Below are 26,284 nucleotides of genomic sequence, written 5' to 3' on the forward strand. Positions count from 1 at the left end.
ATTAATCTAGTTTACAGTTTGTGCCTGCGCAACAGTAAATCCAAATTTATTTGCTATTTGTAAAGCTAAACCATCTAAATTGTTATTCAGGTAATCTAAATCCCAAAGTCCGTTTGTTCCACCCATCAATTCAGTCAATATTGCATCAACATCATCTTTAGATATAAAAGGATTGTTAGTCCCTGGCTTATTCGTATATCTTAAACTCATAATAAAGCCATAACCTTCTGATAAAGCATGGAATGCTTTGATACCATTATCCCCTGCAGTCAATTTGGCTTTCCCTTCTTTCAAATAGTAAACCGCTCTTACCGCAGCCACTAAAGCTAATTTATTTTTTATAATTTTAATTTGCTCATTTCGGGTTACGTAATCACCAGCTACAATTGCCGCTCTACCTTTTCTAAAAGCCAGATTAATATCTTCCTTCACCGTTCCGAAATCAGAATCAGCATCAACCTGGTTAATATAACTGCTCCAAAATTTATAAACAGGACTAGCACCAGCAACATCGGCACCATAAACATAGCCATAGGCCTCATCCCAAAGATGCTCCATTTTAGTGTAGTTTTTATCACCATCTAAAACTTTATCATCATTATTTTTCTTATTACTTCCTTCATCAAGAACAGCAAGACTCAAATAATTATTTACAATTTGATCCATAAAACAAGCTCCCATCAGTCCTTTAAGCATAATTTGCTGTGGCTCCAATCCGTTTGCAGCATACAATCTTTTTGATGAACCATCTAAATAAACACCTGCAACACCTGCTGCTGCTGCATCTCCATTACTTGCTGCTTTTGCATTATCAAACTGTGTTTCAAAAAAAGCTCTAACATTAATTTGTTCATCCGTAGAACCGCCACCACCAAAATTTCCAAAAAAATCTTTTGACGCAGCAGTCTTATCTTTCAACTGTTTTGTAGTCGCTGCATTTAAATCAGCATTTGCAAAAGGAGCATTTACATTAGCATACATGTTTGACAATTTAGCATCATCCACAAGAGAAGCAGAAGCTGCCTGATCTTTAATGTAATTACCCATTTCATCCAACATTTTAATTCTATTGGTTTGTCCTCCAAAATCTACAGTAGTAGCAGCATTTCTTTCAAATGTATAGGTCTCAGGAACTGTATAATTAAATTCAGGTTGGTTATCATCTGAACAAGAAGTCACAAAAATAGCCATAACAGGCAATGAAGCTAAAAGGGCATTTTTAAAATTCATATAGTGTTTTATTTAGATTGAATTAAAATAATTTGATGCAAATATACAGACTCATTCTAAATAACTCAAAATTTATTTAGATTATTTTTAAATAACAAAACACGAGTTTGATATTCAATTATTTATAAATAAAACTAAATAAAGAGCAGAAATCCTACATTAAACTAAAACAGAATACAGTCTTTTAAATGTAAAAAAAGATTAATGATACACCGTAAAAATTTTCAAAGCCTCGTTATAAGCACTTTCAAAACTCATAGCACTTAAATTATGATCTGCCTTTTGGGTAGTGAAATACGACAGTAATTTTTCTGTTGGCATATTACCTGTAAGCTTATCTGTAGCCATAGGACAACCTCCAAAACCTTGCATTGCCCCATCAAAACGGCGGCATCCTGCCTTATAAGCGGCATCAACTTTCTCGTGCCATTTGTCCGGTGTAGTATGCAGATGCGCCCCAAACTCAACGTTAGGGTATTTTGGAATTAAATTAGAGAACAAATATTCTATAACTTCAGGAGTTGAAGAGCCGATAGTATCAGAAAGTGATAAAATTTTAACACCCAGTGAAGCCAATTTCTCTGCCCACTCTCCTACTATTTCAACATTCCATGGATCACCGTAAGGATTTCCAAACCCCATAGAAATATATGTCACCACTTCTTTATTGCTTTTGTCTGCAATATTTAAAATTTCCTGAAGCGTAATTAAGGATTCTGCAATTGTTTTGTGCGTATTCCGCATTTGAAAATTTTCAGAAATCGAAAAAGGAAAACCTAAATAATTGATTTCTGGGTGTACCGAAGCATTTTCAGCACCTTGTGTATTAGCAATTATTGCCAGGAGTTTACTTTCTGTTTTAGACAAATCCAACTTTGACAAAACTTCGGCCGTGTCCTGCATTTGAGGAATCGCTTTTGCCGAAACAAAGCTGCCAAAATCAATGGTATCAAAGCCTACACGCAATAACGATTGAATGTATTGTACTTTTTTATCTGTTGGAATAAAATCTTTTATACCCTGCATTGCATCGCGTGGGCATTCGATAAGTTTAATTTTTTCGGCGTTCATAAGTTCAAAAATATAACTATTTACGCTTTTTCTAAAATCTTTTTGTTAATTGCTTTAACTAGAGCAGGTCCTTCGTATATAAAACCGGTATACAATTGCACTAAACTTGCACCTGCATCCAACTTTTCGATAGCATCTTCAGCAGTATGAATACCACCTACTCCTATAATTGGAAATGCTTTATTACTCTTTTCAGAAAGAAAACGAATTACTTCAGTTGAACGTTTTGTTAATGGCTTACCTGACAATCCTCCTGTTTCAACTTTATTAGCCGATTGTAATCCCTCTCTTGAAATAGTTGTATTCGTAGCAATAACACCCGCAATTTTAGAATCTTTTACAATTTCTATAATATCTAAAAGTTGGTCATCAGTCAGATCCGGGGCAATTTTTAATAAAATTGGTTTTTGTTTTTGCCCTTCGACTCCGCTCAGGGTGACACTTTTTTTATCATTTAGCTCTTGCAAAGTCAGCAAAAGCTTTGTCAATGGTTCTTTATCTTGTAATTCACGTAAACCTGGCGTATTAGGCGAACTTACATTCACCACAAAATAATCAACATAATCATACAAAGCTTCAAAACAAATTTCATAATCCTTTACGGCTTCTTCATTAGGCGTCACTTTATTTTTGCCAATATTTCCACCAATAAGCACTCCATTATTCTTTTTTAAACGTTCCACAGCTTCTAAAACGCCACCGTTATTGAACCCCATGCGATTTATAATAGCCGAATCTTCTAACAAACGGAACAAACGTTTTTTAGGATTACCCTCCTGTGCTTTTGGGGTTAAGGTCCCTATTTCGATAAAACCAAAACCAAAATTTGATAATTCTTGATACAGCTTGGCATCTTTATCAAAACCAGCAGCTAAACCAATAGGATTTTTAAATTTTAAGCCAAAAACTTCACGTTCCAAGCGTTGATCATTTACATGATACATCGAACGAATTAACGTCGAAACTCCTGGTATTTTATTAATAAAACGGATAGAAGAAAAAGAAAAATGATGTATTTCCTCTGGATCAAATCCAAAAAGAATGGGTCTAATAAGTGATTTGTACATAATGTGTTGTGTTGTTGTGCAAAAATAAAGATTAGTCCGCAGAATTTAGAATTAAAATCAACGAATATCAAATCTCATCCAAAACACAACCGTAATAAAATGATATTCAACGTTTTAATTAATTAAAAAAGTTTTATAATTACCTTTGTGATACATTTTGTTTAATTAAAACCTTACGATCATGTTCATTGTCAGAGAAATTTTTCATTTGCAATTTGGACGTTATAAAGAAGCCAAAGCATTATTAGATGAAGCCATCACCAAAGGATTGATAAAGCTCCCTGAAGGAGGTAAATTCCTTACCGATTTTACGGGACCAGGCTATCGCTTGATTTTTGAGTCGCCTTATAAGACCCTTGCCGATTTTGAAACCGATTTAGCCCGTGAAATGAGTGCCGAGGCATGGAAAGACTGGTATGAACGTTTTAAACCTTATGTTAACCATTCGCAAAGAGAAATTCTTAAACAAGTGGGATAAATTCATTGGTTTATAAATTATCTTAAATGGGGTGATGTAGTTGCTTTTTGGAGTCTGTGATTTCAAATAAGCTTGTATATTTGTGTCTCTTAAAAAATACACATTATGCAACACATCATAGACCGTTTTATCAGTTATGTAACTGTAGATACTGAAGCCGATCCAAATTCAAACACCACTCCCAGCTCTGCAAAACAATGGGATCTTGCTAACAAATTAGTCGAAGAACTCAAAGCCATAGGCTTACAAGATGTAACTATAGACGACAAAGCTTATATTCAGGCTACTTTACCAAGCAATATTGAAGAAAAAGTACCTACTATTGGCTTCATTTCGCATTTTGATACCACTCCTGATTTTACAGGTGCCAATGTAAAACCTCAGATTGTACCTAATTATGACGGTGGTGACATTATCCTGAATGCAGCAAAAAACATTGTTTTATCACCAAGCTACTTTGAAGATTTATTACTATACAAAGGACAGACTTTAATCACAACAGACGGAACGACTTTATTAGGTGCTGATGACAAAGCGGGAATTACAGAAATCGTTACGGCGATGGAATACCTGATTAAAAATCCGCAGATTAAACACGGAACAATCAAAGTTGGTTTTACTCCTGATGAGGAAATAGGCCGTGGTGCCGATTTCTTTGATGTAGAGAAATTTGGCTGTGACTGGGCTTATACTATGGACGGAAGTCAGATAGGTGAACTGGAATACGAAAACTTTAATGCCGCTGGTGTTAAATTAAAATTCAAAGGAAAAAGCGTACATCCGGGTTATGCTAAAGGAAAAATGATTAATTCAATGCTTTTAGCCACCAAATACATTTCCAAATTACCGAAAAAAGAAGTTCCTGAGCGTACTAAAGATTACCAAGGATTCTTTCACGTAGTACATTTAGACGGAAGTATTGAAGAAACCAATGTACAATTAATTATTCGTGATCACAATCGTAAGAAATTCGAAAAACGCAAAAAATTAGTCCAAAAAATAGCGGATAAATTCAATGCGAAATATGCTAAACAATTTGGCGAAGACATTGTAGAAATTGAAGTAAAAGACCAATACTACAACATGCGCGAAAAAGTCGAACCCATGATGCATATTGTAGACATTGCCGAAAAAGCGATGAAAAACTTAGGTATCAAACCACTCATCAAACCTATTCGTGGCGGAACAGATGGTTCCCGTTTATCGTACATGGGCTTACCTTGTCCTAATATTTTTGCAGGGGGACACAACTTCCATGGAAAATACGAATACGTTCCTGTAGAAAGCATGCAAAAAGCAGTAGATGTCATAGTTGAAATTGCACAAATTGTAGCGAAACAGAAATAAAATAATACACAACAATAGTTGAGCATATCTATCCAAAAACAGTTAGCTATGCTCAACTAAATCGCAAAAAACTGAGCATATAAACAAGTTAGCGGTAAGTTTTCCTCAAGTTTGCGTGAAAAACAGAAGTATGAAAAAACGTGTTTTGAAAATATCATCAATAAGTGCTGGAATCTTGATTTTAGCAACGCTTTACGTTAATTCTTCATATTACATAGAAAACCAAGATTGGAAATATTCTGAAGGAAATTATATTGGAGATTGGTTGGCTAAAGGTAATCTCAAAAATTGAAGACCGAATTATTTATACGCATAAAGGAAAAACGAAAATTGTTTTCTGTTTTATGGGAAGACTTGTAATAGAAAATACTGAAACTTGAGAAAAAGGAACGTATATCAATAAAAGCTAAAAAAACCTACCGCTAACAGTGGTAGCTGTAGCACAACTCCTCTTTTTTCAAAATAACTCCAAAAAAGCATACCCTAAAACCTCTTTTAAAACCATTTAAAAGGGGGTTTATTTTTAGTTTAGTGTGACAATTTCAAAATTTGATTGTCTTACAATTGCGTTTTTGAGGTCATAAAAAAAAGATTTTTATAAACGTAAAGCATTTCCCTTGTTTCAAGGATACAACTTGGGTGGTAATGGATGGTTTTTTCACTACAAAACGCAGGTATTTTTTCAAGTTGTAAGTTAAACTTACCACCAACACTCTAGTACTGAGCTTGTCGAAGTATGTTTGTTGGCGTTTTTTATCCCTCGGGTATTGACGCGCTTCATGTTGGTAAATTGCTAAACAACTCTCAAAAAGCATCTATAAAACAAACTGGATTAGCAGAAAGCAATCCGCAAAACTCTAAAAACAAAAAAATCAGTTTTTTTGTATTTTATATTGATATATCAATTATATTTGTATCAAAAAAATAATTTGAATAACAAAAACCCAACAGGAACAGTACTATATTTAATTGAACAAGCAATTAAGGAGTACAGAAAAGTATCACAGAGGAATATCTCAAAAATTGTAAAAGATATTACAATAGATCAATGTCTAGTCTTAATAATTCTTAACCATGATGACCAAATTTCTCAAAATGAATTGGCAAATCTTATATTTAAAGACAATGCATCCATCACGAGAATGATAGAATTAATGGTTAAAAAAGATTATATAAATAGAACTATTCATAAAGAAGATAGAAGGAAATTTAATCTTGAAATAACCGAAAAAGGAAAAAAAACTCTAGAATTAATAAACCCAATTGTAATACTAAATAGAGAAACGGCACTAAATGGTTTATCATTGGAAGAAATTAATTTACTCGATAAAACTTTAAATAAAATAATTAGTAATTGTAAAATCTAAAAAAATGAAAAAAGTATTTAATCTATTATTAATCTGCGTTATAATCTGCTTCCACTCAAAAGCAAATGCACAAGATTTTACAGAACGAAATAAACAAATATTGGAAATAGCAGATAAAATTAATGAATATTACATTTTTGAAGATGTTGCCAATCAACTTTCTGAAAAATTAAAATCAGAAATAACACTTAAAACTTTTGACAATCTTACTGATGCAGAATTTGCAAAATCGCTTTCCAACTATTTAACAAAAAACGGAAATGATTTACATTTCAATGTATTATACCGTCCAAATCAAGAAGAAGAAAAAAAAACAGTCAATGAAAAGGAAATGCTAAAAAAATATGATGCTATTAATAAACAATGGAATTATGGTTTTGAAAAAGTGATACGATTAGATGGAAATATTGGGTATATCGAATATACTGGATTTCCTGAAGGAAATCAATCAGCTCAACAAATTCTTGATGCGACAATGAGTTTTGTTTCAAACACTAATGCATTAATTATTGATTTAAGAAACAATCAAGGCGGAGATGGCAAAATGGTCGAACTTTTTTTAAGTTACTTTTTTGAAAATAAAATTAAATTAAATGAGGTTTATACAAGATATAATGATAAAACTACAAAATCTTACACAGCGAAAAAAGTGAACGGTAAAAAGTATTTAGACAAACCCGTATATATCCTGGTAAATAACAAGACTATTTCCGCTGCTGAAGCATTAGCATATAATTTACAACAAAATAAAATTGCAAAAATAATTGGAGATAAAACATATGGTGCTGCAAATCCAGTAAAAGCATTTTTTATTGGCAACAAATATCATTTATTTATACCAGTTTCAATAGAAAAAAATTCAATCACAAATACTAATTGGGAGCATATAGGAATTGATGCTGATGTAAAAATAAATTCTGAAAAAGCATTAATAAAAGCGCAAATTATAGCCCTTGAAAATCTATTAAAATCTAATACAAAAACAGAATTAACGGAAAATGATATTAAAGAAAAAATTTTGAAATTAGAGGAACAATTGTAGACAAATTTTGCCTACTGCTAACACAATGTTTTGTGGGATTTGGGTATTTGGCTTAATTTAAAGTTGGTTTTGTACTTGAAAAAATTGTGTTTAACCGAAAAATAAATCTTAATTTAGTCCCAAAATGATTATAGCGCGAGACGTTACCCAAAATTTGAACTCAACCTTTTCAATAAATATTCATCTTAAATATAAATATTAAATCAACTTTTGACTTGTGAAAAATTTAATCTTTTTAACTTTAATTATCTTATGTTCTGCAAATGTTAACGCGCAGAAAAAAATTCATTATGGAATTAAAGGAGGTTTTAACTTAACCAACTTAACTTCTGACTATTTCGCTGAAAACAATACAAAAACTGGATACTATCTAGGTGGTTTAATCGAATTTTCAATGAGTAAAAAATTTTCAATTCAACCTGAAATTTTATACACTAATCAAGGAACAAATGCAAAAGTAATAATGCTAGGTAGCGAACCAAAATCTCAAAAATACTCATTGGATTATTTACAATTTCCCATTCTGAGTAAAATTTACTTGCTGCAAAACTTCTCGATAGAAATTGGGCCTTCTTTTAACTTTCTTGTTAATGATAATATCTCTGATTATGAAAGTAAACTTCTAAATAATTTTGAATTTGGCGGAGCATTTGGTATCTCATACAAACTAAATAATAGCCTTTTTTCTAATATTAAATATAATCAGGGGTTCACAAATGTCTTTGATAAAGAAAATTATTTAAGCTCTTCTAAACTCTATGGATTTCACCTAGGAATAGGTTATATGTTTTAAAAAGAATTATTAAAACTGTGTGTAACACCGTATAAAATTAATTGCTAGTGCAAGCCTACTTACCAAAATCTTCACGGATTTTCTATCCTGTTGTATTTGCTAAATAAGGTGATTAAACCACGCAACTAATCTTATACAAACACGTTAGCTGTAACCTTGACTCAACTTTTCGCAAATGGAATTAACAATTAGAAATAGTATTACTAATTTAGAATCTGAAAGTTTTAATATTATTATTCCTTGTGAAAATTCATCAGAACTAAAAGTTTCGTATGTTGATTTCAAGTTTAAGGAAAAGCCTAAATCTAAAATTATCGGCAAAATTTTTCCTTAATAAAGACACTGACGAAATAACTGATTTTAATTTTTATCACATCGAAAATACTAACCTATTATTTTTCAGGTTTGTGTATCAATGGGGAATTATTGATTTAAAAACTAGAAAATTAAAAAGAAACATCTTTGACAAGCTTTTAGACTTTCCTTTTTTTTTACTTTCATGAAAATTGCATCTTAATTGTTGATGATTTATTTGCAGAAACTATAACACTTGATGGTGATACAATTGATAGAATTGGAAACGAACAGCCACATGGGATAACAAAATTTGAAGATTATTTTGAATTTGATTTTATTGGAGTCGATAAAAGAAAACTTATGAAAAAGGCTACAGCTAACAAAGAACTCTGCTTAAAAGCAAATAAAAAACCAATTTTTTTAATTAGTTATCTGTAGCTTACTTCTATGATTTTCATTGTATAGCAATCCCGATTTTACAATGGCAAAAGCCTGTTTCTAAATTTTATTTCATACGCTATTAATAGTAGTTTTTTACTCTGTCAGCATAGTCTATAGTTCCTGCGGTTATCTATAACCTTACTCCTCTCTTTTGTTCTTTCCTTTTTATATATAAATTTAGAAAATGTAAACTTAAGGCGGTTTTAAGAAATTGTGACTTGGGTGTTTAATCGGACGAGCTTTTTGTATTTTTGATTTAAGTCTGAATGAAACAGTCTGAAAATAGATTACCAAGCATTCATGAAGCGACAGGACGTTATAATCGTTATAAAAACACTCAAAATGAGAAACATTCTTATAGTATTATTGGCATTTACTTTTACAAATGCTTTTGGACAGACAGATTTTCAAAAGCTCTTTGATTCATTTTCATTAAAAGGAAGCACTACGGTTTATGACTTAAAAAATAAAAGATGGTTTTACACCGACAGTCTGGATACAGAAAGAGAAACATTACCGGCCTCTACTTTCAAAATACTCAATTCCTTAATTGCTTTGGAAAATAAAGTTGTAGCTGATGAAAGCCAACTCATTAAATGGGACGGTGCGGATAAAACTTTTTTTGGAACAAAAATCGAAAGTTGGAATAAAGATACTGACTTAAAAACTGCCTATAAAAATTCAACCATTTGGTTTTATGTTGAAGTGGCAAAAAAAATCGGCCGAAAAAAATATAAAAAATACCTGAAAAAATGTGGGTATGGAAATAACGAACTCACTGAAAAGGGAGTTGATTTTTGGAACTATGGTAATTTCGGAATTAGCCCAGGAAATCAAATTGAATTTCTAATAAAATTATATAAAAACGATTTGCCTTTTTCTAAAACAACCTTAGATAAAGTAAAAGAAATAATGATTTCTGAAAATGCTGAAAATTACACAATCAGAGATAAGTCAGGTTGGACAAAAAAGAATGGCATCGACATAGGCTGGTATGTTGGTTACTTACAAACAAATGATAATATATACTTCTTTGCAACACGGATTACAAAAAATATAAATGACAGCAATCCTGATTTTTCAAAAGCAAGAAAAGAAATCACTATAGCAATATTAAAAGAATTGAAAGCCATCTAATTCAGGTAAAACTTCTTTTACAAATAGTAAACATTTCATTATCAATATTTTTTACTGCCTACCAATTAAAAAAAATTCAAAAAAAATTGTGTAGCTAAATAACTTCATGTATATTTGTAGTCAAATAACTACATGATGAATTTAAGAAGAGATGTATTTCAAGCAATTTCAGATCCAACAAGAAGATCAATCCTTCTTTTGTTGACAACGCAAACGATGACTGCAGGAGCTATTGCTTCAAATTTTGATACTGCAAGACCAACCGTTTCAAAGCATTTGCAAATACTAACCGAATGTGATTTACTCAAACAGGAACAACAAGGCAGGGAAATTCATTATCAGATAAATCCAGAAAAGATGAAAGAAGTAGCCGACTTTATAGAGCCATTCCGACAAATGTGGGAAGACAGATTCAACAAATTAGAGACTCTAATGCAAAATTACAAACCAAATAAATAAACAAACCTAAAACCTATGGAACAAAAAACAAAAATTACTGCCGAAGAAGGCAAACAGGAATTAGTGATAACCCGTGAATTCAATTTACCGGTAAAATTACTTTACAAAGCATATACAGAACCGGAACTTGTTGGGCAATGGATGGGTACTAAAGTACTTCATATGGAAAACAAGAATCACGGGAGTTACCGTTTTGAAACCTCACATAATGGTAATGTAGTATTCAAAGCAAATGGAACTATCCATCAACTTATCCCAGATCAAAAAATCATCAGAACATTTGAAATGGAAAATATGCCAATAGGTGTGCAGCTTGAATTCCTGGATTTTGAAAAACTAACTAACGACACAAGTAAACTAACCATACAAATCATTTATAAGTCGGAAAAGCATCGTGCAGAACAATTAAAGTTGCCATTTACACAAGGCCTAAATATGGCTCACGACAAATTACAAGACATTTTAACAATCAAAAACTAAACTAAATCAAATTAACAATCAAAAACTAAATTAAAATGGAAAAGAAAAAGAATATCGGATATTGGGTTATAACTAGCATACTATGTTTTTGCATGCTTGGGGGCATTGGACAACTATTTCAAGTAAAAGAAGTTGTAGCCGGATTTGAACCACTAGGCTACCCAACTTATTTTATTTCAGTAATCGGTTTTTGGAAAGTAATGGCAATTATTGCAATACTTTTGCCTAAACTACCTTTAATCAAAGAATGGGCTTATGCCGGAATATTTTTTGCAATGACAGGAGCTTCTATTTCACACATAGCCGTAAATGATTCATTGTTTCACATAATAGTACCTATGGTCATCGCTGGATTAGCAATATTTTCCTGGTATTTAAGACCTGCAGACCGAAAATTAGCTTTCATAAAATCATAAGATCATGAGCACTCAAGCAGATAGATTTTTTGAAGGATCCAAAAAATGGAATGAAGAATATAATTTATTGAGAGAAATTATTCTAGAAAGCACATTATTAGAGGAAGACTATAAATGGATGCACCCTTGTTATACTTATCAGGAAAAAAATGTTGTCCTCATTCACGGATTTAAAGAATATTGTGCGTTGTTGTTCCACAAAGGAGCGTTATTAAAAGACTCAAATCAAATTTTGATACAGCAAACAGAAAATGTGCAATCAGGCAGGCAACTACGATTTACTAATGCCGAACAAATCATTGCTCAAAGAACAATCATTGAAGAATACCTGCAGGAAGCTATCAAATTAGAAAAAGACGGAAAAAAAGTTGTTTTGAAATCAGTTTCAGACTATCCAGTTCCCGAAGAGTTTCAAAAAGCTTTAGAAGAAGATCAGGAACTCAACAAAGCGTTTTATTCTCTGACACCTGGAAGACAAAAAGGGTATTTATTCTATTTCAATCAAGCCAAACAATCCAAAACCAGAGAGACCAGAATTGAAAAATACTATCAAAATATTCTGGATGGCAAAGGAATAGATGATTAAAAAAACATATTGAAAAGCTTATATTACATTAAAAACGTTGGTTTTTCTGAAGAAAACCAACGTTTTGCAATTTTACTTCATTGTTTATAAACTTTAGGCTAAATTTATTCAACAAACACAATCTTCAATTAGATTACAACAAGACTAAAAAAGAAACTTAGAATGAAAAAACTATTACAAATTTCAACTATCTTATACGTAACACTAATTAGTTGTAAACAAGAACCTAAACAGCTTTTAATACATTCTGAAAAGGAAGAATCGAATGAACATAAGAATGAAACTTTACAAATAATTGAAATCGATTCTTCACAATTTCCAAAATCACTTCAATATGAGGGGTTCGTAAAAAATGCTGTTCGCTGGAAAGATAAATCAGGAGACAATATTGCAATAACAACAGAAACAGGAATTCACCGAAACGAAAAATTTAAACACGAATATGATGAAAGCGGTGATGCAGAATTATTTGGCTATCATTTTTTAGTAAAAAATAATCAAGTAGTCCAAACCTGGAAAGTGTACGATTATATTACTGATTGCCCTGTAGATATAGGTGCTTCATTTGTAAAAAACACATTTAATGTTACTGATCTGGACAAAAATGGAATTGCAGAAATTTGGTTGATGTACAAAACTGTATGCCATGGAGATGTTAGTCCTTCCAATATGAAAATCATTATGTATGAAGGAAAACAAAAATATGCTATGCGAGGAGAAAACAAAGTTCAGATAGGTGTCGATGATAATGGAAAAGAAACATTTGAAGGTGGTAAATATATATTTGATACAGTTTTTGAAAAAGGTCCAAAAGTTTTCAAAGACTATGCATTAAACTTATGGAACAAAAATGTTTTTGAAAAATGGGGTGATTAAGAAGTAGAAATAAACAATGAAAACAGCTTTTATAATAATCGTCTTTCTTCACGGATTAATCCATTTACTAGGATTTATAAAAGCTTTTGAGCTTAAAGAAATAAAGAATTTCACTCTTTCCATATCTAGACCGATGGGTATTGCCTGGCTTATTGCCACAATACTTTTTTTAGCTCACGGCTGTTCCTATTTTGCAAATTTCAAATACAATTGGTTTATTGGATTTATAGCTGTAGTAATTTCCCAAATTCTCATCTTGATATTTTGGAAAGATGCCAAATTAGGAACATTGCTCAACATCATTATTTTTTCAGTTTCTTTTGTTGATTTTGGTTCATATTTGATAAAAAATGAATTTACTGCCAAAGTAAAAAATGATTTCTCAAACAATAATGAGCTTGTAACTGATATTTTAACCGAACCGGACATTGTACATTTACCTTCCATTATTCAAAAATACCTTCATTATACCAAATCGGTTGGGCAACCAAAAGTTAAGAATTTTAAAGCTGAATTTTTTGGTCGCATGCGTGGCAAACCCAATGATGAATACATGGAATTACAATCTGTACAATATAATTTTTTTCAAAAACCATCACGCTGCTTTTTTATGGAAGCCCAAAAAATGAAACTACCGGCAACTGGACTACATTTATATCAAAACGAAAAAGCAACTTTTGAGGTCAAAATTCTGAATTGGCTGAAGATAATTGATGCGAAAGGCATAAAATTAAATCAAGCTGAAACCGTAACTTTTTTCAACGATATGTGTTGTATTGCACCTGCAACTTTGATTGACAGAAAAATTACTTGGAAAGTTATAAATGACACAACGGCAAAAGGGATTTATAAAAATGGAAAAATCAAAATTAGTGCCGTTCTCTATTTCAACAAAAAAGGGCAATTGTTAAATTTTATAAGCAATGACCGGTTTGAAACCGATGGAAAGCAATACAAAAATTATCCATGGGCAACGCCAGTAGAAGATTACCGAATGATAAACGGTTATTTTTTACCCGGCAAAGCAAAACTCGTTTATCAAAAACCCGAAGAGGATTTTACATATGGCGAATTGGAATATAAAAGCGTTAAATACAATCTGAAAAATATTGATGATTGAAACCCTAACCATTTTCTAACTCATAAAACTTAAGTTTTTTCTCATTTTTCTAGGTATATTTGTAAGAATCAATATAAAAAATCTCTGTAACACAAGGATAAAAAGAATATGTAATCTTTAACAAATGAAAAAAACAATTTTAACCCTTTTAAGCTTCTTTTTGTTTCAAATGTCATTTGGGCAAACAAATAACAATGAAAAATTTATTGAACTGGCAAAAATTTACAATGACTTCATGTTTCGAAATGAACCAACAAAAAACATTTTGAAGGACTTAAAATTAAATGTTGCTGAAGATTTAAAAGTTACAAATGATTTCATAACACAAACAATTTCAACTAAAAACAAATTACTTTCTGAACCATTTCTTTCAAGACCTGATAACAATGCTTTAAAGCAAATTTTTATAATCAGACAGATAAATTTAAATCTTCGAGAAGAAAATCATATTGATAATAATTTATTAATTGACAGTTTAATGACAAAAGAAATATCAGTTTATGAATTAGTTGACAATTATTATGATATGCTATTTACAGCAGTAGGAAATAAAAACCAGCCATTTGATTTTTCAAATAGTGACTTCAACATTAAAGATTTTAATCTGAAGGACGATACAGAAAAAGGAATCTTTTTTCTACGCTGTATGAATCTTTGCGGGGTAACAATTTGGGGCTATATGAACGTTGTGAAGCCTGCCAATACTCAAAAAGCTTTTTATACTATCCAAAAATATCCAAAATTCAACGGAAGTCTTTATTATCAATACACTGACTTCTATTTTAATGATTTTGAAATAAATATAATCAGAGACAAGGGATTGCAGAGTTACAAAAGCTATTTTTTAGATAAATACTATGAAACTCTCTTATATCATCTCTTATGCTTAAACAAGGAAAACAGATCTGAAAAAGAAAAAAATGATTTGCTATTGGGCTCAATATTAAAAGAAAGAAATCTTTATAAATACACTAAACATAAAGAGCTTTTAGAAGAAATTTTCAAAGAAAAAAAGAGAGACTAGTTTTATGTTTAAACAAAGTAATCACTAATTACATCATAATACTGAAAAAACCTATCAACCATGCAAACCTCTCCCATCATAACCATCCAGAAACTATCAGCAATCCATAAAAATCCCGAAATAATCATTTTTGATGTCAGCAATGGTAAGGATGCTAAAACGAATTACGAGGCTGAACATCTTGAAGGAGCATTTTTTGTTGACTTAAATACTCAATTGGCGGCCATTAAAAACGATGTTTCCATCGGCGGGCGTCATCCATTGCCGGCAATTGAAGACTTTGCTGAAACACTGTCAGAATTAGGAATTACTGAAAATAGCCATGTCATTATTTATGACGATAAGAACGGTTCCAATGCTGCAGCTAGGTTTTGGTGGATGCTCAAGGCTGTTGGTCATGACAATGTTCAGGTTTTAAACGGTGGACTCAATGAGGCAAAAAAACATAATTTCCCTTTAAGTTCAAAAAAAGAGGCTTTTAAAAATATAACCACTCCCTACCCAGTTACCAACTGGAAATTACCGCTTGCTGACATCAATGAAGTTGAAAAGGTTACTCAAAATCCAGACTATTTGGTAGTAGATGTAAGGGATAAAGACCGTTATGATGGAAAAACAGAACCTATCGATTTAATTGCGGGTCATATTCCCGGTGCGGTCAATATTCCTTTTACAGAAAATCTCGATGCAAACGGATTGTTTTTAAGTCCGGAGGTTTTAAGGACAAAATACAAAGATCAACTGAAAGATATTGCTCCTGAAAACATTATATTTCATTGTGGCTCAGGCGTTACTGCATGTCACAGCTTACTTGCTTTAGCGTATGCCGGTTTTTCAATTCCGAAATTATATGTTGGTTCCTGGAGTGAATGGAGTCGGAATAATAAAAAAATAGAAACAAATATTAACACAGAAGAATAGTCTTGTTTTAAATAAAAAAAACAGGTAGGATAACATCATTTGGCATTCTTTGACTGAAACTCAAAAATTTTATATTGAAATTTTGAATTCACCTTGTGCGATTTACATTGTTAAATATGTGTGCTTTATTATTCCCTAACGAAGTTTAATCACTATTTTTGTTATTAAAATGTGTGATTTTTAACACTCATAATATGCTTATCATTACAAATAAATGGCAAAAAACTTCAAAATCTTATCAGTAATTTCAATTATATTATTTTGCTTAAGTTGTAACGGACAAGAGAAAAATAAAGACATTCCGAAGATAAGTGAATACATCTCAGAGGTTCAAAAGCAGTATAAAATTCCGGGTTTGGCAGTGGCCGTAATAAAAAACGGAGAAATAATTCATAAAATGAATTATGGAACTGCAAATATAGAAAATGCTGTTCCGGTGACTGATAAAACGTTGTTCCCATTATTTTCAACAACAAAAATTTTTTCGGTTTTGGCAGTTTATCAACTGATAGAACAAAAAAAATTAAAATTGGATGATTCCATTTCTCTCCATATAAATGATTTGCCCGGGGGCTGGAAAAATATAAAAATCGAAAACCTATTGACACATTCTTCCGGTCTTCCGGATATTGTGGCATACGAAACTGAAAATCAGGAAGAAATTGCCAAAAACAAAGTTTATAACGATCCAATAAAATTCATTCCTGGAAATCAGTTTGATTATAATCAAACCAATTTTTGGCTTTTGAAACGTATTGTAGAAAAAACAGTTGGCAAAACCTTTCCCAGTTATATAATAGAAACTCAATTTCCATTAGCAAAAAACGATGTATTATTTGAAGGAAGCAGTTTAAAAGTAGTAAAGAATTTAAGTTATGGTTATGTAAACACTGAAAATTCAGTTCTAAAACGCAATTGGAATTTTCCTCAATATATGTACGGAGCATCGGCATTAAACCTTACACTGGACAATTTTATTGAATGGAATAAAAAGTTTGATGAAGGCTCTTTTATAACAGAAACCACAAAGAAACAATTACTGAAACCATTTGATTATAAAGTACAAAGAAATTTTTCCTACGGATTGGATTTGATCAAAATAAACGGGAAATTGTCCTACGGATTTTCGGGAGGTGTTGCAACAGCATTTAGAAAATTTCCTGAGACTGGCCTGACGGTTATTTTACTTGCCAACGGGATGTTTATACCAAATGAGAAATTGGGTGGAATAAATGAAGTGGTGAACACAATAGAAAAATTAAGCGAAACAAATTAATTCAACAAACTAAAACCAAACAAAAAAACTCTGAAAATCCATTAAAAAAATGGAAACCTTGGCAACTATCAGCCACTACATTGCAAATACAAAAAATGAAACAAATACTACTACCACTAATTTTAGTTTTCTTTTATCAGATAACTTTAGGACAGCATCTCTATTCAAAAGATTATGGAAACAAAAACAACCCTTCTATCGTTTTTATTCATGGAGGTCCAAGTGGAAACTCGAACTTATTTGAAGGGACAACTGCTCAAAAATTAGCTGATACTGGTTTTTACGTCATTGTGTATGACAGACGTGGAGAAGGACGCTCAACAGATGAAAATGCAGCAATGACATTTGAAGAAAGTTTCAAAGATCTACTACATATATATAAAACTTACAACATTGAAAAAGCTGTAGTTTTAGGACATAGTTTCGGTGGTATTGTAGCATCATTATTTACAAATAAGTATCCTGAAAAAGTAAGTACATTAGTATTAGCCGGGGCATTATTTTCCCAGCAGGAAACTTATAATCATATTTTAAAACAGGCAAAAAAGAAGTTCAGAAATGACACAGTTAAAACAAGTCAAATTTTAAACATTGAAACTTTAGAAAAAAACACTGCGGAATACAGAAAACGATGCTATGAAACTGCAGATGAACTCAATTATTTCAAAATGCCTTATCCTACCAGTAAAAGTGAAGTATTAAGGCAGGAATATCAAAAGAGTGAATTTTACAAAACTAGCTTTCGCAATTACCAATCCCCTTTAAAATTCTATAAAAACGAAAATCATAACAACTTAAATATAAAGCCTCAATTATATGAAATTAAAAAGAAAGGCATTGCTATTTTTGCCGTATATGGTAAAGATGACAATATTTTTTCTAAAAAGCAATTAGCCGATTTACAAAAGATTACAGGCAGGAAAAATTTTTATACCATTGACAATTGTTCACATTATTTGTTTGTAGACCAACAAGCGGAATTTCTGTCATTCATTGAAAATAAATTGAAGAAATAAAATTATTTCAGCAAATACTGAACACAAATAACTATTTGATTTCCAACTGTACAATTCACTCTCTCTAAGAATAAAAAATAATCTAAAAACAGACAAAAGGACTGTTGACACATAAGTTGTAATAAAAGTCACAAAGGTCCTTTCAAAATTAACGAAAGGACTTTTTTATTAACCCAACTGACTTCTTTGAATCATATTTGAAACGAAACCCGTAATAATATTTGAAGAGGCAAAACTGAACAGTCCTGAGGCTATCATCTCTTGCCCTGCAAATAATGACTCTTCTCCTACTGCGTTGTTAAATGCCAGACCTCCCACTGTTCCAACAATTGCTCCAATTATTGATAAAACCACAAAAAGCCTCCACGGTATCGGGTTTGGCTCTTGAAAGTCATTCCTCCAGCCTGGGTATTTTGTTCCGCACCAACCTGCCGCTCCAAAAAATAATGTTTCCATACAATTTTTTTTAGTTTATATCTGTTCTTTGATTTTAAGCTTGCGCTATCAATTAAAATCAAATTTAAACATGCTCCATCAAAATTTATGAGGAATTTTCCTGTTTTGAACAGAAGAAAAACACCCTATATAAACATTGTGTATCTTGCAGTAAAATTTTAAAACTAATATTGAATGAAACAAAAACTTTTACTGCTTGATAGTCTAGGAGCCTTAAGTTCCGTTTTATTTTTAGTGGCAATTGGTCAATATGAACAGTTTTTTGGAATTAATAAAGAAATAATTCAATTACTCGTCCCTATACCTATCCTTTTTTCAGTTTATTCATTCCTAAGTTATTATTTTTCCAATACTAAATGGCCTTTGTTTTTAAAAATTATTGCAGTTGCCAACATACTCTATTGTTTAGTAACACTCTGTATCTTATTCATCTTTTTTAAGCAATTAAGTTTATTGGGTATAAGTTATTTCAGTATTGAAATAGCTGTTATTTTTACATTGGCTCTTTATGAACTGAAAATAGCTCAAATTCATACAACACAAACCAGAAGACAGTCGTAGTAATTTTGTAAAAAATATTTATTTTTGATATAAACGGAAATTAAAATGCAAAACGAACGTATTTTCAAGATGTCTTTTTCAAGTGTGTATCCGCATTACATCGCAAAGGCGGAGAAAAAAAACCGAACTAAAGAAGAAGTTGATACTATTATTTCTTGGTTAACAGGTTACAATACAGAAGAATTGAAACAAATCATTGATACTAAAGTAAACTTTGAAGATTTTTTTGGTCAGGCACCGCAAATCAACCCAAATGTTACTAAAATTACAGGAGTAATCTGCGGCTACCAGGTGGAAGAAATTGAAGATAAATTGATGCAGCAAATTCGTTATTTGGACAAACTCATTGACGAACTGGCTAAAGGAAAGGCCATGGAGAAAATTTTAAGAAGTTAAAACTATCTATAATAAAAAAATATAATGTTCATAGTTTCGCTAACGTATAAGAAAGATATAAGTCAAGTAGAAAAATTTATTGAGGCTCATATTCAATTTCTTGATACTTATTATTCCGAAAAGAAATTTATTTTTTCAGGTCGGAAAAACCCAAGGACAGGTGGAATAATTCTTGTCCGTGATAGTAATCGTGAGACATTAGAAGAAATCATCAAACAAGATCCTTTCTATCAAAATCAAATTGCAGATTATGACATCACCGAGTTTATTCCCACAAAATTTGATAAAGAATTTACCTGCTTCATAGAGCAATAATAACACTGCGCAATAACACCCGAAAAACATTAACAATCAACACTTTAGATATTTAAATAATTTTATCTATATTTGCAACCAAATAGTTGCATAATGAGACGTGATCCTTTTCAAGCCATAGCCGATCCATCACGAAGAGCCATCGTATCGCTTTTGATACTGCATGCCATGACACCAAATGCCTTGGCTGAACATTTTAATACAACAAGACAGGCAGTTTCAAAACATATCAAAATATTAACCGAATGTGAATTAGTCAAACCAAGACCTGATGGGAGAGAAATTTTTTACGAATTAAATCCGGTAAAACTGAAAGAAATAGCTGATTGGCTTGCTCCTTTCAAACAACTTTGGGAAGCAAGATTTAATGAATTAGACACTATTTTAGAACAATTAAAAAACAAACAACATGAATAATTTAGGATTTGAATTTACAGTAAACAAAGAAAGTCTTACTGTAAACATTACAAGAGAATTTAATGCTGCTTTAGAATTAGTATGGGATGCATGGACAAAACCTGAAATCCTGGATCAATGGTGGGCGCCAAAGCCATGGGTTTCAAAAACAAAATACATGAATTTTGTAGTGGAAGGCAAAAGATTTTACGCTATGGTTAGTCCGGATGGTCAGGAAAGATGGTCAATCCAAAAATATACTTCAATTAGTCCGAGAACCAATTTCAAAATGTTTAATACTTTTGCAGACAAAGATGAAAACCCTGAACTACCAGGTTCAAACTGGGATTTGAATTTCAGTGAACAGAACGGGATAACAAAAGTGAGCATCATCATCAAAAATGAATCCCTGACACGTATGGAAAAAATGATTGAAATGGGTTTCAAACAAGGATTTTCAGCTTGCCTGGATCAACTGGAAGAAATACTATCCAATTAAAATTAATAAAAACCTTTAAAACAACTAAATAAAAACAACACACTAAACAGACAACAAAAATGCAGGCCTTAGACAATCAAAAAGACTATTGGAACAAAGTAGCTTCCACAAAAACATTTACACATCCTTTGAATTGGGATTTACTGCAAAACTATTTTTCTCCTTCAAATAAGATATTAGACTATGGTTGCGGCTATGGTCGGATTGTAAAAGAGTTAAATAAAAAAGGTTATAACAATGTAATCGGTATCGACACTTCTGATGAATTAGTATTAAGAGGCAAAAATGAAAATAATTTAAACCTTCAGGCTATTGCTTCACCAACTGAAATAAGCAATCTACCCAACTTATTCGATGCAGTAATATTATTTGCTGTATTAACTTGTATTCCAAGTAATGAAGGCCAGAAAAACTTAATCAGTTTGTTGAGCAATCAATTGAATAAAGATGGCATAATTTATATCAGTGATTATTATTTACAAAGTGACTCTCAGGAAATGAACAGGTACGAATATTTCAATGGGGACGAAAATAATTATGGTACATTTTCACTGGCTGAAGGAGCTACATTCAGACATCATACCCGTGAATGGATCCAAGAACTGTTAGCTTCGTTTGACATTATTGAAGAAAATAATATTGAAGTTAAAACCATGAATGGCCATACTGCTGAAGCATTTCAAATAATTGCAAAGAAAAAGTAAACGATTGTATTTTCTTTAATTACAATAACAATAAACCTAATGGAATTCTTCTGTTAGGTTTTCTTATTTTTGAATAAATTTCCTATTATGCATTTTATTCTTATCAGCATTATTTGCAGTGTATTTGTGGGCGTATTGCTTAAGATTGCCCGAAAATCAGCTTTAAGTATTTATCAGATCATAGCCTGGAACTATGTGTTTGCATTAAGCGCCCTACTTCTTTTTTACAAGCCTGAATTAAAAACCGACTTTGGTATTCAGACAGGAACAATCATAATCAGTTTAATTATTCTGCTTCCTGTAGTTTTTGTATTTCAGGCTAAAGCCATCAAATATTCAGGAATTGTAAAGACTGATATTGCACAAAGACTGTCGCTTTTTATTTCTATCTGCTTTTCATTTTTTATAGCCAAAGAACATTTCAATACTTATAAAAATATTGGTTTATCGATAGCATTTATTGCCATCTTCTTGACTTTTTACCGCAAACAGAATAAGGAAATAGAAAATAAAAACTGGTATTTTCTTCCTTTGGTATTATTGGGTTTTGGTTTTATAGACATATTATTTAAAAAAGTAGCCACCATAGGTGAACTCAACTTTACAGAAGTTTTATTATTAGTATTCATTGGTGCTTTTTTTGTGGCCACAACCATAGCTTTTTCGCAAATTCGGCAACAAAAAGAAACTGTTTCCATTCAAAATTTATATTGGGGAGCCGGTATGGGACTGCTGAATTTTAGTAACATTTATTTTTACATCAAAGCACACCAAGTCTTATCTTCAAATCCCTCCACCGTATTTATAGGTATGAATATGGGGGTGATTTTATTAGGAAGTTTAATTGGTATTTTTTACTTCAAAGAAAAACTGGCTAAACTAAATTATATAGGTCTATTACTTTCCTTGATTTCAATTGCTTTTATAGCATATTCACAGATGCAATAGTTAACACCAATATCATGACTACTTTACGAAATATAATTATCTTCCTGATTATTACCACACTTTGTTCTTGCTATAATTCATCAGAAAATAAACCTGAAACAATCCAAAAAGACAGTGTTATTATTGAAACAGCAGGTATTTCCAACAAACCAGACAGCACATCGACATTTACAGATGAAGAAGAAACTGACTCAATAACTACCCTAAAATTTAATGAATTTTCTGTTTCCATCAATAGTTTAATCATTGATGATATGGAAAAGAAAATGAGTCAAATTCAAAAAGACACAGTTGAAATTTATACTGAGCCTGGAGAGACAATTGAAAACCAACTTATCACTATTTAGAGCAATCAGCTTGAAGGTTTGAAAATTGAACAGTGTTATGAAACAAGTGTAACGATTATGAACGAAGGTCCGCATTGTGATTTGACAGACTGGAAACATTTTTACTCAGATTGGAAATCATTGCAAACAAACAAAAAAGGGCAATTTATCTGTAATAAATATTCAGAGAAGGATTATGAAAAGTTCCCCGAAATTTCAATTGAAGACTTAAAACAAAAAGTTAAAGAACAGTGTGGCGAAGAGTGGTTCAATCTTTTGGACAAAGTAAAAATACCAACCGAATATCCAAGCGGGGTAAGTATAAGCCGTTATTTCCTAAGAATAACAGGACAAGACAAAAACAAAGGGGAAACTGTAACGAAATTAATAATTATTGAAACTCCAATGGGTTGTTGACAAGCGGAAAATAATGCTTAACTCTTAAAACAAAAAACCAGTGAAAATACTTCACTGGTTTTTTGTTTTTATTTTACTAATCTTTTTAATTTTTGACAAACTTCGTATTTGAAGTTCCTTTATCAGAATTTATTTTGATAAAGTAATTTCCTGAAGTCAGACTGGAAACATCAACCGTTTTTACATTTTGAGCATTTGGAACCACTAAAACCATTTGTCCTAATGTATTGTAGATATTTATTGAACTAACCTCAATAGCATCTTTAGTTTCAATAGTCAAGCTATTGTTAACTGGATTTGGATACAATGTAAAATAGTTTTTGAATTCAAAATCCTGATTAGACAACGCTGCAATAGTTGTTGTAGCAGTATTTGTAACGATTGGGAAATTATAATCAAAATAAATATTGGCATTTTTAGAAAACGTATCTCCAGCCACTAACGTTGATTTCGTTTTAATTTTAAAAGAAACGTAACCGTCATTTGTCGCATCAGCAAAAGGAAGATTAATGTTTTCAAAAATAAATTCAACTTTATCACCGTTGATACGGGTATAAAAATCGTGACTGCCATTGATTGGAATAATGGAATTCACATCATATTTAGCAATATCAACCAAATCTTTTACCACAATATTAGTTGCGTTAGCCGAACCTGTATTTTCAAAACGAATCATGTAATGCATATAATCTCCAACTTTTGAAGTTGATACCGAAGCTCCCTCCAAACAAGTGATATCATTAGGATCAAATGAATTTACCACAGTTTGATTTAAGATAAACGAATTATCATTAGGCAACTCATCAATATTCCAAGAAGTTATAATTGCCGTATAGCTTAAAACATCTCCACCATTCACTGCTGGACTTTCCATAGGAGAATTGATATTCAATACAACATCAATTATTCTGGTTTCAAAAGGTTGAAGATTTGTATAATTCCAAATCAAAGATCCTGTTGATTGAGCTGGAGCTGTATTAGCTGAAACAAAGTCCATTTTTGAATCATCAAAAGTTAAATTAACACTTCCGTTCTCAACTTGGTTTCCTTTGTTTTTGTAAACTATTTTATAGTTTGCATCAAAACCTGGTCTTGCATCATCAGCAGACAAAACAAAAATTTCCACGTCTGAATGAATTCCATTAGGAGTAATACAAAAATCTTGAGTGAATGGAGTGGAGTTTTGGTTGAAACTAAAATTTAATTCAGAAGGAGAAATTGTAAAATAATTATTGTTTTCAATTTCAGGTTTTACATTGTAAGTCCCTGCCTGTAAATCAATTCTATAATTTCCAGAATTGTTTGACACAAAATATCCTTCAGTTGAACCTTTGGTAATTTTGTATTTTACATTCGATATTAATCCATCCTGTAAATCACAACCATTGGAATCAGCATCAAATCTATTTACTCCACTAACCGTATAAAAATCGCCTCCAGGTCTGAAAGTACAATAGGAATTAACGTGACAATTTGAATATCCATATTGGCTAATTTTACCATTAATCGTTTCAAGTTGCTCTTCATCTGCACAAATAAATTGAAGATCTGGATTATTTTCAAACCCTAAGTCCCCTTCAATTTTTCCGTTTTTTAAATTTAGATTTTTCAATTTGTTGTTGTCTATAGACAAGGTATAAATCTTTTTATTTGTACTTAAATCTAAATATTCAATTAAATTATCATTTGCATAGAAATAAGTAAATTGATTGTTCTTATCAGAAAGAAAATTAGAAATTGTATTAAATTTACAATTAACTGAATTTAAAAAACTTAACCCTCTAATATCAAGTGTTGTCAATTTATTATAATCTACATTTAAATTTTTCAAATTAGACAAACCTGTTAAGTTTATATCACCTAACTGATTATTTTGACAATATAAATTTTCTAAATTAATCGTATTGCTTAAATCTATATTATTTAAACTATTTTCAGTTAACGAAACTGATTTCAAAGTTGTAAGTCCATGTAAATCCATAGACGTAAAATTATTTTTATCGGCAATAAATTCAATAATTTTATTAAGATGTAGAATCGAAATGTTAGAAAAATTATTATTTCTAATATTTAAGACTTCAAGATTATCTAAACCAGTCAAATCAATAGACGATAAATTATTATAATGACAAATTAGTTTTTTCAATTTTATTAATCCATCAACTCTTAATGAGATTAATGCATTTGAATAACAATCAATCTCTTCCAAATTAGTTAAAGCTCTTACATCGAGATTAACAAGTTCATTTCCTAAACATTTTAAGACTTTTAAATTTGTTAACCCTGTTAAATTAATATTATTCATTCTATTAGCCCAAATGTCGATATATTCAAGACTTTTCATATTGTCAATTAATAAATCACCATATACCAAATCACAATGCTTTGCAATTAAAGTTTTAAGTTTTAAAAATTGTCTAAAATCTATCACTACAGATAAATAATTACCACTACAATCTATGTATCCAATATTTTTAAATTCTTCTAAACCTTTCAAATCATAGATTGGATTAACATAAACAGGAAAACCATTATTATCATAAGTAGAATAACTATTAATATCTAAGTAGGATACATTTAAAGCTTCACTTACCTCAATAGCTCCGTTATTATTAGCATCAATTTTAAAATAATTCCCATTTAAATCTTTAGAAATGGTATTTGATGAACTTGCAGATAATAATCTGGAATTAAGTTCAGTATCAGGAAAATTAATTATTTGTGCATTAGCATTCATTAAAAGGCTCAACGCCACAAATAGAAAGTAAAATTTCTTCATTTTTAGAAAATTAATTGCACAAAAATAACAAAAAAAGCCTCAC

31 protein-coding genes are annotated in these 26,284 nt (G+C 31.1%); 26 read left to right on the forward strand and 5 right to left on the reverse strand.

Annotated features, from left to right (window positions below):
• Nucleotides 1-6: 6 nt before the first annotated feature.
• The 3 genes from EZM65_RS07745 to EZM65_RS07755 form a co-directional block, all read right to left on the reverse strand.
• Complete coding sequence (locus EZM65_RS07745; RefSeq protein ID WP_136667982.1) at nucleotides 7-1,230, reverse strand: DUF4856 domain-containing protein; 1,224 nt, start codon at nucleotides 1,228-1,230, stop codon at nucleotides 7-9.
• A gap of 201 nt (nucleotides 1,231-1,431) precedes the next feature.
• On the reverse strand, nucleotides 1,432-2,301 hold the full coding sequence (locus tag EZM65_RS07750) for a hydroxymethylglutaryl-CoA lyase (protein WP_136667983.1): 870 nt from the start codon (nucleotides 2,299-2,301) through the stop codon (nucleotides 1,432-1,434).
• A 20-nt stretch (nucleotides 2,302-2,321) separates the two neighbouring features.
• Nucleotides 2,322-3,368, reverse strand: coding sequence for a quinone-dependent dihydroorotate dehydrogenase (locus EZM65_RS07755; protein ID WP_136667984.1), 1,047 nt, complete (start codon nucleotides 3,366-3,368; stop codon nucleotides 2,322-2,324).
• A 181-nt stretch (nucleotides 3,369-3,549) separates the two neighbouring features.
• Between EZM65_RS07755 and EZM65_RS07760 the strand changes: the two genes are divergently transcribed.
• From EZM65_RS07760 to EZM65_RS07840, 17 genes are all read left to right on the forward strand, one after another.
• Nucleotides 3,550-3,846: a hypothetical protein gene (locus EZM65_RS07760; RefSeq protein WP_136667985.1), complete on the forward strand. Its 297-nt coding sequence runs from the start codon at nucleotides 3,550-3,552 to the stop codon at nucleotides 3,844-3,846.
• 105 nt (nucleotides 3,847-3,951) lie between these two features.
• Nucleotides 3,952-5,193: a peptidase T gene (pepT, locus tag EZM65_RS07765; RefSeq protein ID WP_136667986.1), complete on the forward strand. Its 1,242-nt coding sequence runs from the start codon at nucleotides 3,952-3,954 to the stop codon at nucleotides 5,191-5,193.
• 130 nt (nucleotides 5,194-5,323) lie between these two features.
• Complete coding sequence (locus tag EZM65_RS15515) at nucleotides 5,324-5,485, forward strand: hypothetical protein (RefSeq protein WP_169051673.1); 162 nt, start codon at nucleotides 5,324-5,326, stop codon at nucleotides 5,483-5,485.
• 637 nt (nucleotides 5,486-6,122) lie between these two features.
• Nucleotides 6,123-6,560, forward strand: coding sequence for a MarR family winged helix-turn-helix transcriptional regulator (locus EZM65_RS07775; protein WP_169051674.1), 438 nt, complete (start codon nucleotides 6,123-6,125; stop codon nucleotides 6,558-6,560).
• A gap of 4 nt (nucleotides 6,561-6,564) precedes the next feature.
• Nucleotides 6,565-7,602, forward strand: coding sequence for a S41 family peptidase (locus tag EZM65_RS07780; protein WP_136667988.1), 1,038 nt, complete (start codon nucleotides 6,565-6,567; stop codon nucleotides 7,600-7,602).
• Between the two features lie 217 nt (nucleotides 7,603-7,819).
• The gene (locus EZM65_RS07785) at nucleotides 7,820-8,395 is read left to right on the forward strand and encodes a porin family protein (protein WP_136667989.1); all 576 of its coding nucleotides are present in this window, start codon (nucleotides 7,820-7,822) and stop codon (nucleotides 8,393-8,395) included.
• 1,080 nt (nucleotides 8,396-9,475) lie between these two features.
• Nucleotides 9,476-10,270, forward strand: coding sequence for a class D beta-lactamase (locus EZM65_RS07790; RefSeq protein WP_136667990.1), 795 nt, complete (start codon nucleotides 9,476-9,478; stop codon nucleotides 10,268-10,270).
• 135 nt (nucleotides 10,271-10,405) lie between these two features.
• Nucleotides 10,406-10,729 (forward strand): helix-turn-helix transcriptional regulator, encoded by a 324-nt coding sequence (locus EZM65_RS07795; RefSeq protein WP_136667991.1) that lies wholly within the window; start codon nucleotides 10,406-10,408, stop codon nucleotides 10,727-10,729.
• 15 nt (nucleotides 10,730-10,744) lie between these two features.
• On the forward strand, nucleotides 10,745-11,209 hold the full coding sequence (locus EZM65_RS07800; protein ID WP_136667992.1) for an SRPBCC domain-containing protein: 465 nt from the start codon (nucleotides 10,745-10,747) through the stop codon (nucleotides 11,207-11,209).
• Between the two features lie 35 nt (nucleotides 11,210-11,244).
• Entirely contained in the window at nucleotides 11,245-11,625 is a 381-nt protein-coding gene (locus EZM65_RS07805) for a DoxX family protein (RefSeq protein ID WP_136667993.1), read from the forward strand.
• Between the two features lie 4 nt (nucleotides 11,626-11,629).
• Nucleotides 11,630-12,211: a YdeI family protein gene (locus EZM65_RS07810; protein ID WP_136667994.1), complete on the forward strand. Its 582-nt coding sequence runs from the start codon at nucleotides 11,630-11,632 to the stop codon at nucleotides 12,209-12,211.
• Between the two features lie 162 nt (nucleotides 12,212-12,373).
• Complete coding sequence (locus tag EZM65_RS07815) at nucleotides 12,374-13,087, forward strand: M949_RS01915 family surface polysaccharide biosynthesis protein (RefSeq protein ID WP_136667995.1); 714 nt, start codon at nucleotides 12,374-12,376, stop codon at nucleotides 13,085-13,087.
• 16 nt (nucleotides 13,088-13,103) lie between these two features.
• Nucleotides 13,104-14,207, forward strand: a complete 1,104-nt coding sequence (locus tag EZM65_RS07820; RefSeq protein WP_136667996.1) for a DUF6544 family protein — start codon at nucleotides 13,104-13,106, stop codon at nucleotides 14,205-14,207.
• A gap of 124 nt (nucleotides 14,208-14,331) precedes the next feature.
• A complete protein-coding gene (locus EZM65_RS07825; RefSeq protein ID WP_136667997.1) occupies nucleotides 14,332-15,231 on the forward strand; it encodes a hypothetical protein in 900 nt (299 codons plus the stop codon).
• Nucleotides 15,232-15,291: 60 nt separating this feature from the next.
• Nucleotides 15,292-16,152 (forward strand): sulfurtransferase, encoded by an 861-nt coding sequence (locus EZM65_RS07830; RefSeq protein WP_136667998.1) that lies wholly within the window; start codon nucleotides 15,292-15,294, stop codon nucleotides 16,150-16,152.
• A 214-nt stretch (nucleotides 16,153-16,366) separates the two neighbouring features.
• Entirely contained in the window at nucleotides 16,367-17,428 is a 1,062-nt protein-coding gene (locus tag EZM65_RS07835; protein ID WP_136667999.1) for a serine hydrolase, read from the forward strand.
• Nucleotides 17,429-17,523: 95 nt separating this feature from the next.
• Nucleotides 17,524-18,444: an alpha/beta fold hydrolase gene (locus EZM65_RS07840; RefSeq protein WP_136668000.1), complete on the forward strand. Its 921-nt coding sequence runs from the start codon at nucleotides 17,524-17,526 to the stop codon at nucleotides 18,442-18,444.
• 168 nt (nucleotides 18,445-18,612) lie between these two features.
• On the opposite strand, the gene EZM65_RS07845 is transcribed toward EZM65_RS07840, so the two are convergent.
• On the reverse strand, nucleotides 18,613-18,900 hold the full coding sequence (locus tag EZM65_RS07845; RefSeq protein WP_136668001.1) for a hypothetical protein: 288 nt from the start codon (nucleotides 18,898-18,900) through the stop codon (nucleotides 18,613-18,615).
• 174 nt (nucleotides 18,901-19,074) lie between these two features.
• On the opposite strand from EZM65_RS07845, the gene EZM65_RS07850 reads away from it, so the two are divergent.
• From EZM65_RS07850 to EZM65_RS15630, 9 genes are all read left to right on the forward strand, one after another.
• Nucleotides 19,075-19,461 (forward strand): hypothetical protein, encoded by a 387-nt coding sequence (locus EZM65_RS07850; protein WP_136668002.1) that lies wholly within the window; start codon nucleotides 19,075-19,077, stop codon nucleotides 19,459-19,461.
• Between the two features lie 45 nt (nucleotides 19,462-19,506).
• Complete coding sequence (locus tag EZM65_RS07855; RefSeq protein WP_136668003.1) at nucleotides 19,507-19,857, forward strand: DUF2200 domain-containing protein; 351 nt, start codon at nucleotides 19,507-19,509, stop codon at nucleotides 19,855-19,857.
• Between the two features lie 24 nt (nucleotides 19,858-19,881).
• A complete protein-coding gene (locus EZM65_RS07860; protein ID WP_136668004.1) occupies nucleotides 19,882-20,172 on the forward strand; it encodes a YciI family protein in 291 nt (96 codons plus the stop codon).
• Nucleotides 20,173-20,265: 93 nt separating this feature from the next.
• Nucleotides 20,266-20,589 carry a helix-turn-helix transcriptional regulator gene (locus tag EZM65_RS07865; protein WP_136668005.1) on the forward strand — a complete coding sequence of 108 codons (324 nt, stop codon included), beginning with the start codon at nucleotides 20,266-20,268 and terminating at the stop codon, nucleotides 20,587-20,589.
• Nucleotides 20,582-21,067, forward strand: coding sequence for an SRPBCC domain-containing protein (locus EZM65_RS07870; RefSeq protein WP_136668006.1), 486 nt, complete (start codon nucleotides 20,582-20,584; stop codon nucleotides 21,065-21,067). Before EZM65_RS07865 ends, EZM65_RS07870 begins: the two co-directional genes overlap by 8 nt.
• A 59-nt stretch (nucleotides 21,068-21,126) precedes the next feature.
• The gene (locus EZM65_RS07875; RefSeq protein WP_136668007.1) at nucleotides 21,127-21,771 is read left to right on the forward strand and encodes a bifunctional 2-polyprenyl-6-hydroxyphenol methylase/3-demethylubiquinol 3-O-methyltransferase UbiG; all 645 of its coding nucleotides are present in this window, start codon (nucleotides 21,127-21,129) and stop codon (nucleotides 21,769-21,771) included.
• Between the two features lie 87 nt (nucleotides 21,772-21,858).
• Nucleotides 21,859-22,719, forward strand: a complete 861-nt coding sequence (locus EZM65_RS07880; protein WP_136668008.1) for an EamA family transporter — start codon at nucleotides 21,859-21,861, stop codon at nucleotides 22,717-22,719.
• Nucleotides 22,720-22,733: 14 nt separating this feature from the next.
• Nucleotides 22,734-23,066 carry a hypothetical protein gene (locus tag EZM65_RS15625; RefSeq protein WP_211196202.1) on the forward strand — a complete coding sequence of 111 codons (333 nt, stop codon included), beginning with the start codon at nucleotides 22,734-22,736 and terminating at the stop codon, nucleotides 23,064-23,066.
• An 18-nt stretch (nucleotides 23,067-23,084) separates the two neighbouring features.
• Nucleotides 23,085-23,462: a hypothetical protein gene (locus EZM65_RS15630; protein WP_211196203.1), complete on the forward strand. Its 378-nt coding sequence runs from the start codon at nucleotides 23,085-23,087 to the stop codon at nucleotides 23,460-23,462.
• Between the two features lie 85 nt (nucleotides 23,463-23,547).
• On the opposite strand, the gene EZM65_RS07890 is transcribed toward EZM65_RS15630, so the two are convergent.
• Nucleotides 23,548-26,241 (reverse strand): T9SS type A sorting domain-containing protein, encoded by a 2,694-nt coding sequence (locus EZM65_RS07890; protein WP_136668009.1) that lies wholly within the window; start codon nucleotides 26,239-26,241, stop codon nucleotides 23,548-23,550.
• Nucleotides 26,242-26,284: the final 43 nt, after the last annotated feature.

It is taken from the genome of Flavobacterium sp. H122 (genome assembly GCF_004959765.1).
Lineage (GTDB): Bacteria > Bacteroidota > Bacteroidia > Flavobacteriales > Flavobacteriaceae > Flavobacterium.

Excerpts from the sequence above, each read along its gene's own strand:
- EZM65_RS07745 (WP_136667982.1), bottom strand. The coding sequence starts at position 1,230 with ATGAATTTTAAAAATGCCCTTTTAGCTTCATTGCCTGTTATGGCTATT.
- EZM65_RS07750 (WP_136667983.1), bottom strand. The coding sequence starts at position 2,301 with ATGAACGCCGAAAAAATTAAACTTATCGAATGCCCACGCGATGCAATG.
- EZM65_RS07755 (WP_136667984.1), bottom strand. The coding sequence starts at position 3,368 with ATGTACAAATCACTTATTAGACCCATTCTTTTTGGATTTGATCCAGAG.
- EZM65_RS07760 (WP_136667985.1), top strand. The coding sequence starts at position 3,550 with ATGTTCATTGTCAGAGAAATTTTTCATTTGCAATTTGGACGTTATAAA.
- pepT (WP_136667986.1), top strand. The coding sequence starts at position 3,952 with ATGCAACACATCATAGACCGTTTTATCAGTTATGTAACTGTAGATACT.
- EZM65_RS15515 (WP_169051673.1), top strand. The coding sequence starts at position 5,324 with ATGAAAAAACGTGTTTTGAAAATATCATCAATAAGTGCTGGAATCTTG.
- EZM65_RS07780 (WP_136667988.1), top strand. The coding sequence starts at position 6,565 with ATGAAAAAAGTATTTAATCTATTATTAATCTGCGTTATAATCTGCTTC.
- EZM65_RS07790 (WP_136667990.1), top strand. The coding sequence starts at position 9,476 with ATGAGAAACATTCTTATAGTATTATTGGCATTTACTTTTACAAATGCT.
- EZM65_RS07795 (WP_136667991.1), top strand. The coding sequence starts at position 10,406 with ATGAATTTAAGAAGAGATGTATTTCAAGCAATTTCAGATCCAACAAGA.
- EZM65_RS07800 (WP_136667992.1), top strand. The coding sequence starts at position 10,745 with ATGGAACAAAAAACAAAAATTACTGCCGAAGAAGGCAAACAGGAATTA.
- EZM65_RS07805 (WP_136667993.1), top strand. The coding sequence starts at position 11,245 with ATGGAAAAGAAAAAGAATATCGGATATTGGGTTATAACTAGCATACTA.
- EZM65_RS07810 (WP_136667994.1), top strand. The coding sequence starts at position 11,630 with ATGAGCACTCAAGCAGATAGATTTTTTGAAGGATCCAAAAAATGGAAT.
- EZM65_RS07815 (WP_136667995.1), top strand. The coding sequence starts at position 12,374 with ATGAAAAAACTATTACAAATTTCAACTATCTTATACGTAACACTAATT.
- EZM65_RS07820 (WP_136667996.1), top strand. The coding sequence starts at position 13,104 with ATGAAAACAGCTTTTATAATAATCGTCTTTCTTCACGGATTAATCCAT.
- EZM65_RS07825 (WP_136667997.1), top strand. The coding sequence starts at position 14,332 with ATGAAAAAAACAATTTTAACCCTTTTAAGCTTCTTTTTGTTTCAAATG.
- EZM65_RS07830 (WP_136667998.1), top strand. The coding sequence starts at position 15,292 with ATGCAAACCTCTCCCATCATAACCATCCAGAAACTATCAGCAATCCAT.
- EZM65_RS07835 (WP_136667999.1), top strand. The coding sequence starts at position 16,367 with ATGGCAAAAAACTTCAAAATCTTATCAGTAATTTCAATTATATTATTT.
- EZM65_RS07840 (WP_136668000.1), top strand. The coding sequence starts at position 17,524 with ATGAAACAAATACTACTACCACTAATTTTAGTTTTCTTTTATCAGATA.
- EZM65_RS07845 (WP_136668001.1), bottom strand. The coding sequence starts at position 18,900 with ATGGAAACATTATTTTTTGGAGCGGCAGGTTGGTGCGGAACAAAATAC.
- EZM65_RS07850 (WP_136668002.1), top strand. The coding sequence starts at position 19,075 with ATGAAACAAAAACTTTTACTGCTTGATAGTCTAGGAGCCTTAAGTTCC.
- EZM65_RS07855 (WP_136668003.1), top strand. The coding sequence starts at position 19,507 with ATGCAAAACGAACGTATTTTCAAGATGTCTTTTTCAAGTGTGTATCCG.
- EZM65_RS07860 (WP_136668004.1), top strand. The coding sequence starts at position 19,882 with ATGTTCATAGTTTCGCTAACGTATAAGAAAGATATAAGTCAAGTAGAA.
- EZM65_RS07865 (WP_136668005.1), top strand. The coding sequence starts at position 20,266 with ATGAGACGTGATCCTTTTCAAGCCATAGCCGATCCATCACGAAGAGCC.
- EZM65_RS07870 (WP_136668006.1), top strand. The coding sequence starts at position 20,582 with ATGAATAATTTAGGATTTGAATTTACAGTAAACAAAGAAAGTCTTACT.
- EZM65_RS07875 (WP_136668007.1), top strand. The coding sequence starts at position 21,127 with ATGCAGGCCTTAGACAATCAAAAAGACTATTGGAACAAAGTAGCTTCC.
- EZM65_RS07880 (WP_136668008.1), top strand. The coding sequence starts at position 21,859 with ATGCATTTTATTCTTATCAGCATTATTTGCAGTGTATTTGTGGGCGTA.
- EZM65_RS15625 (WP_211196202.1), top strand. The coding sequence starts at position 22,734 with ATGACTACTTTACGAAATATAATTATCTTCCTGATTATTACCACACTT.
- EZM65_RS07890 (WP_136668009.1), bottom strand. The coding sequence starts at position 26,241 with ATGAAGAAATTTTACTTTCTATTTGTGGCGTTGAGCCTTTTAATGAAT.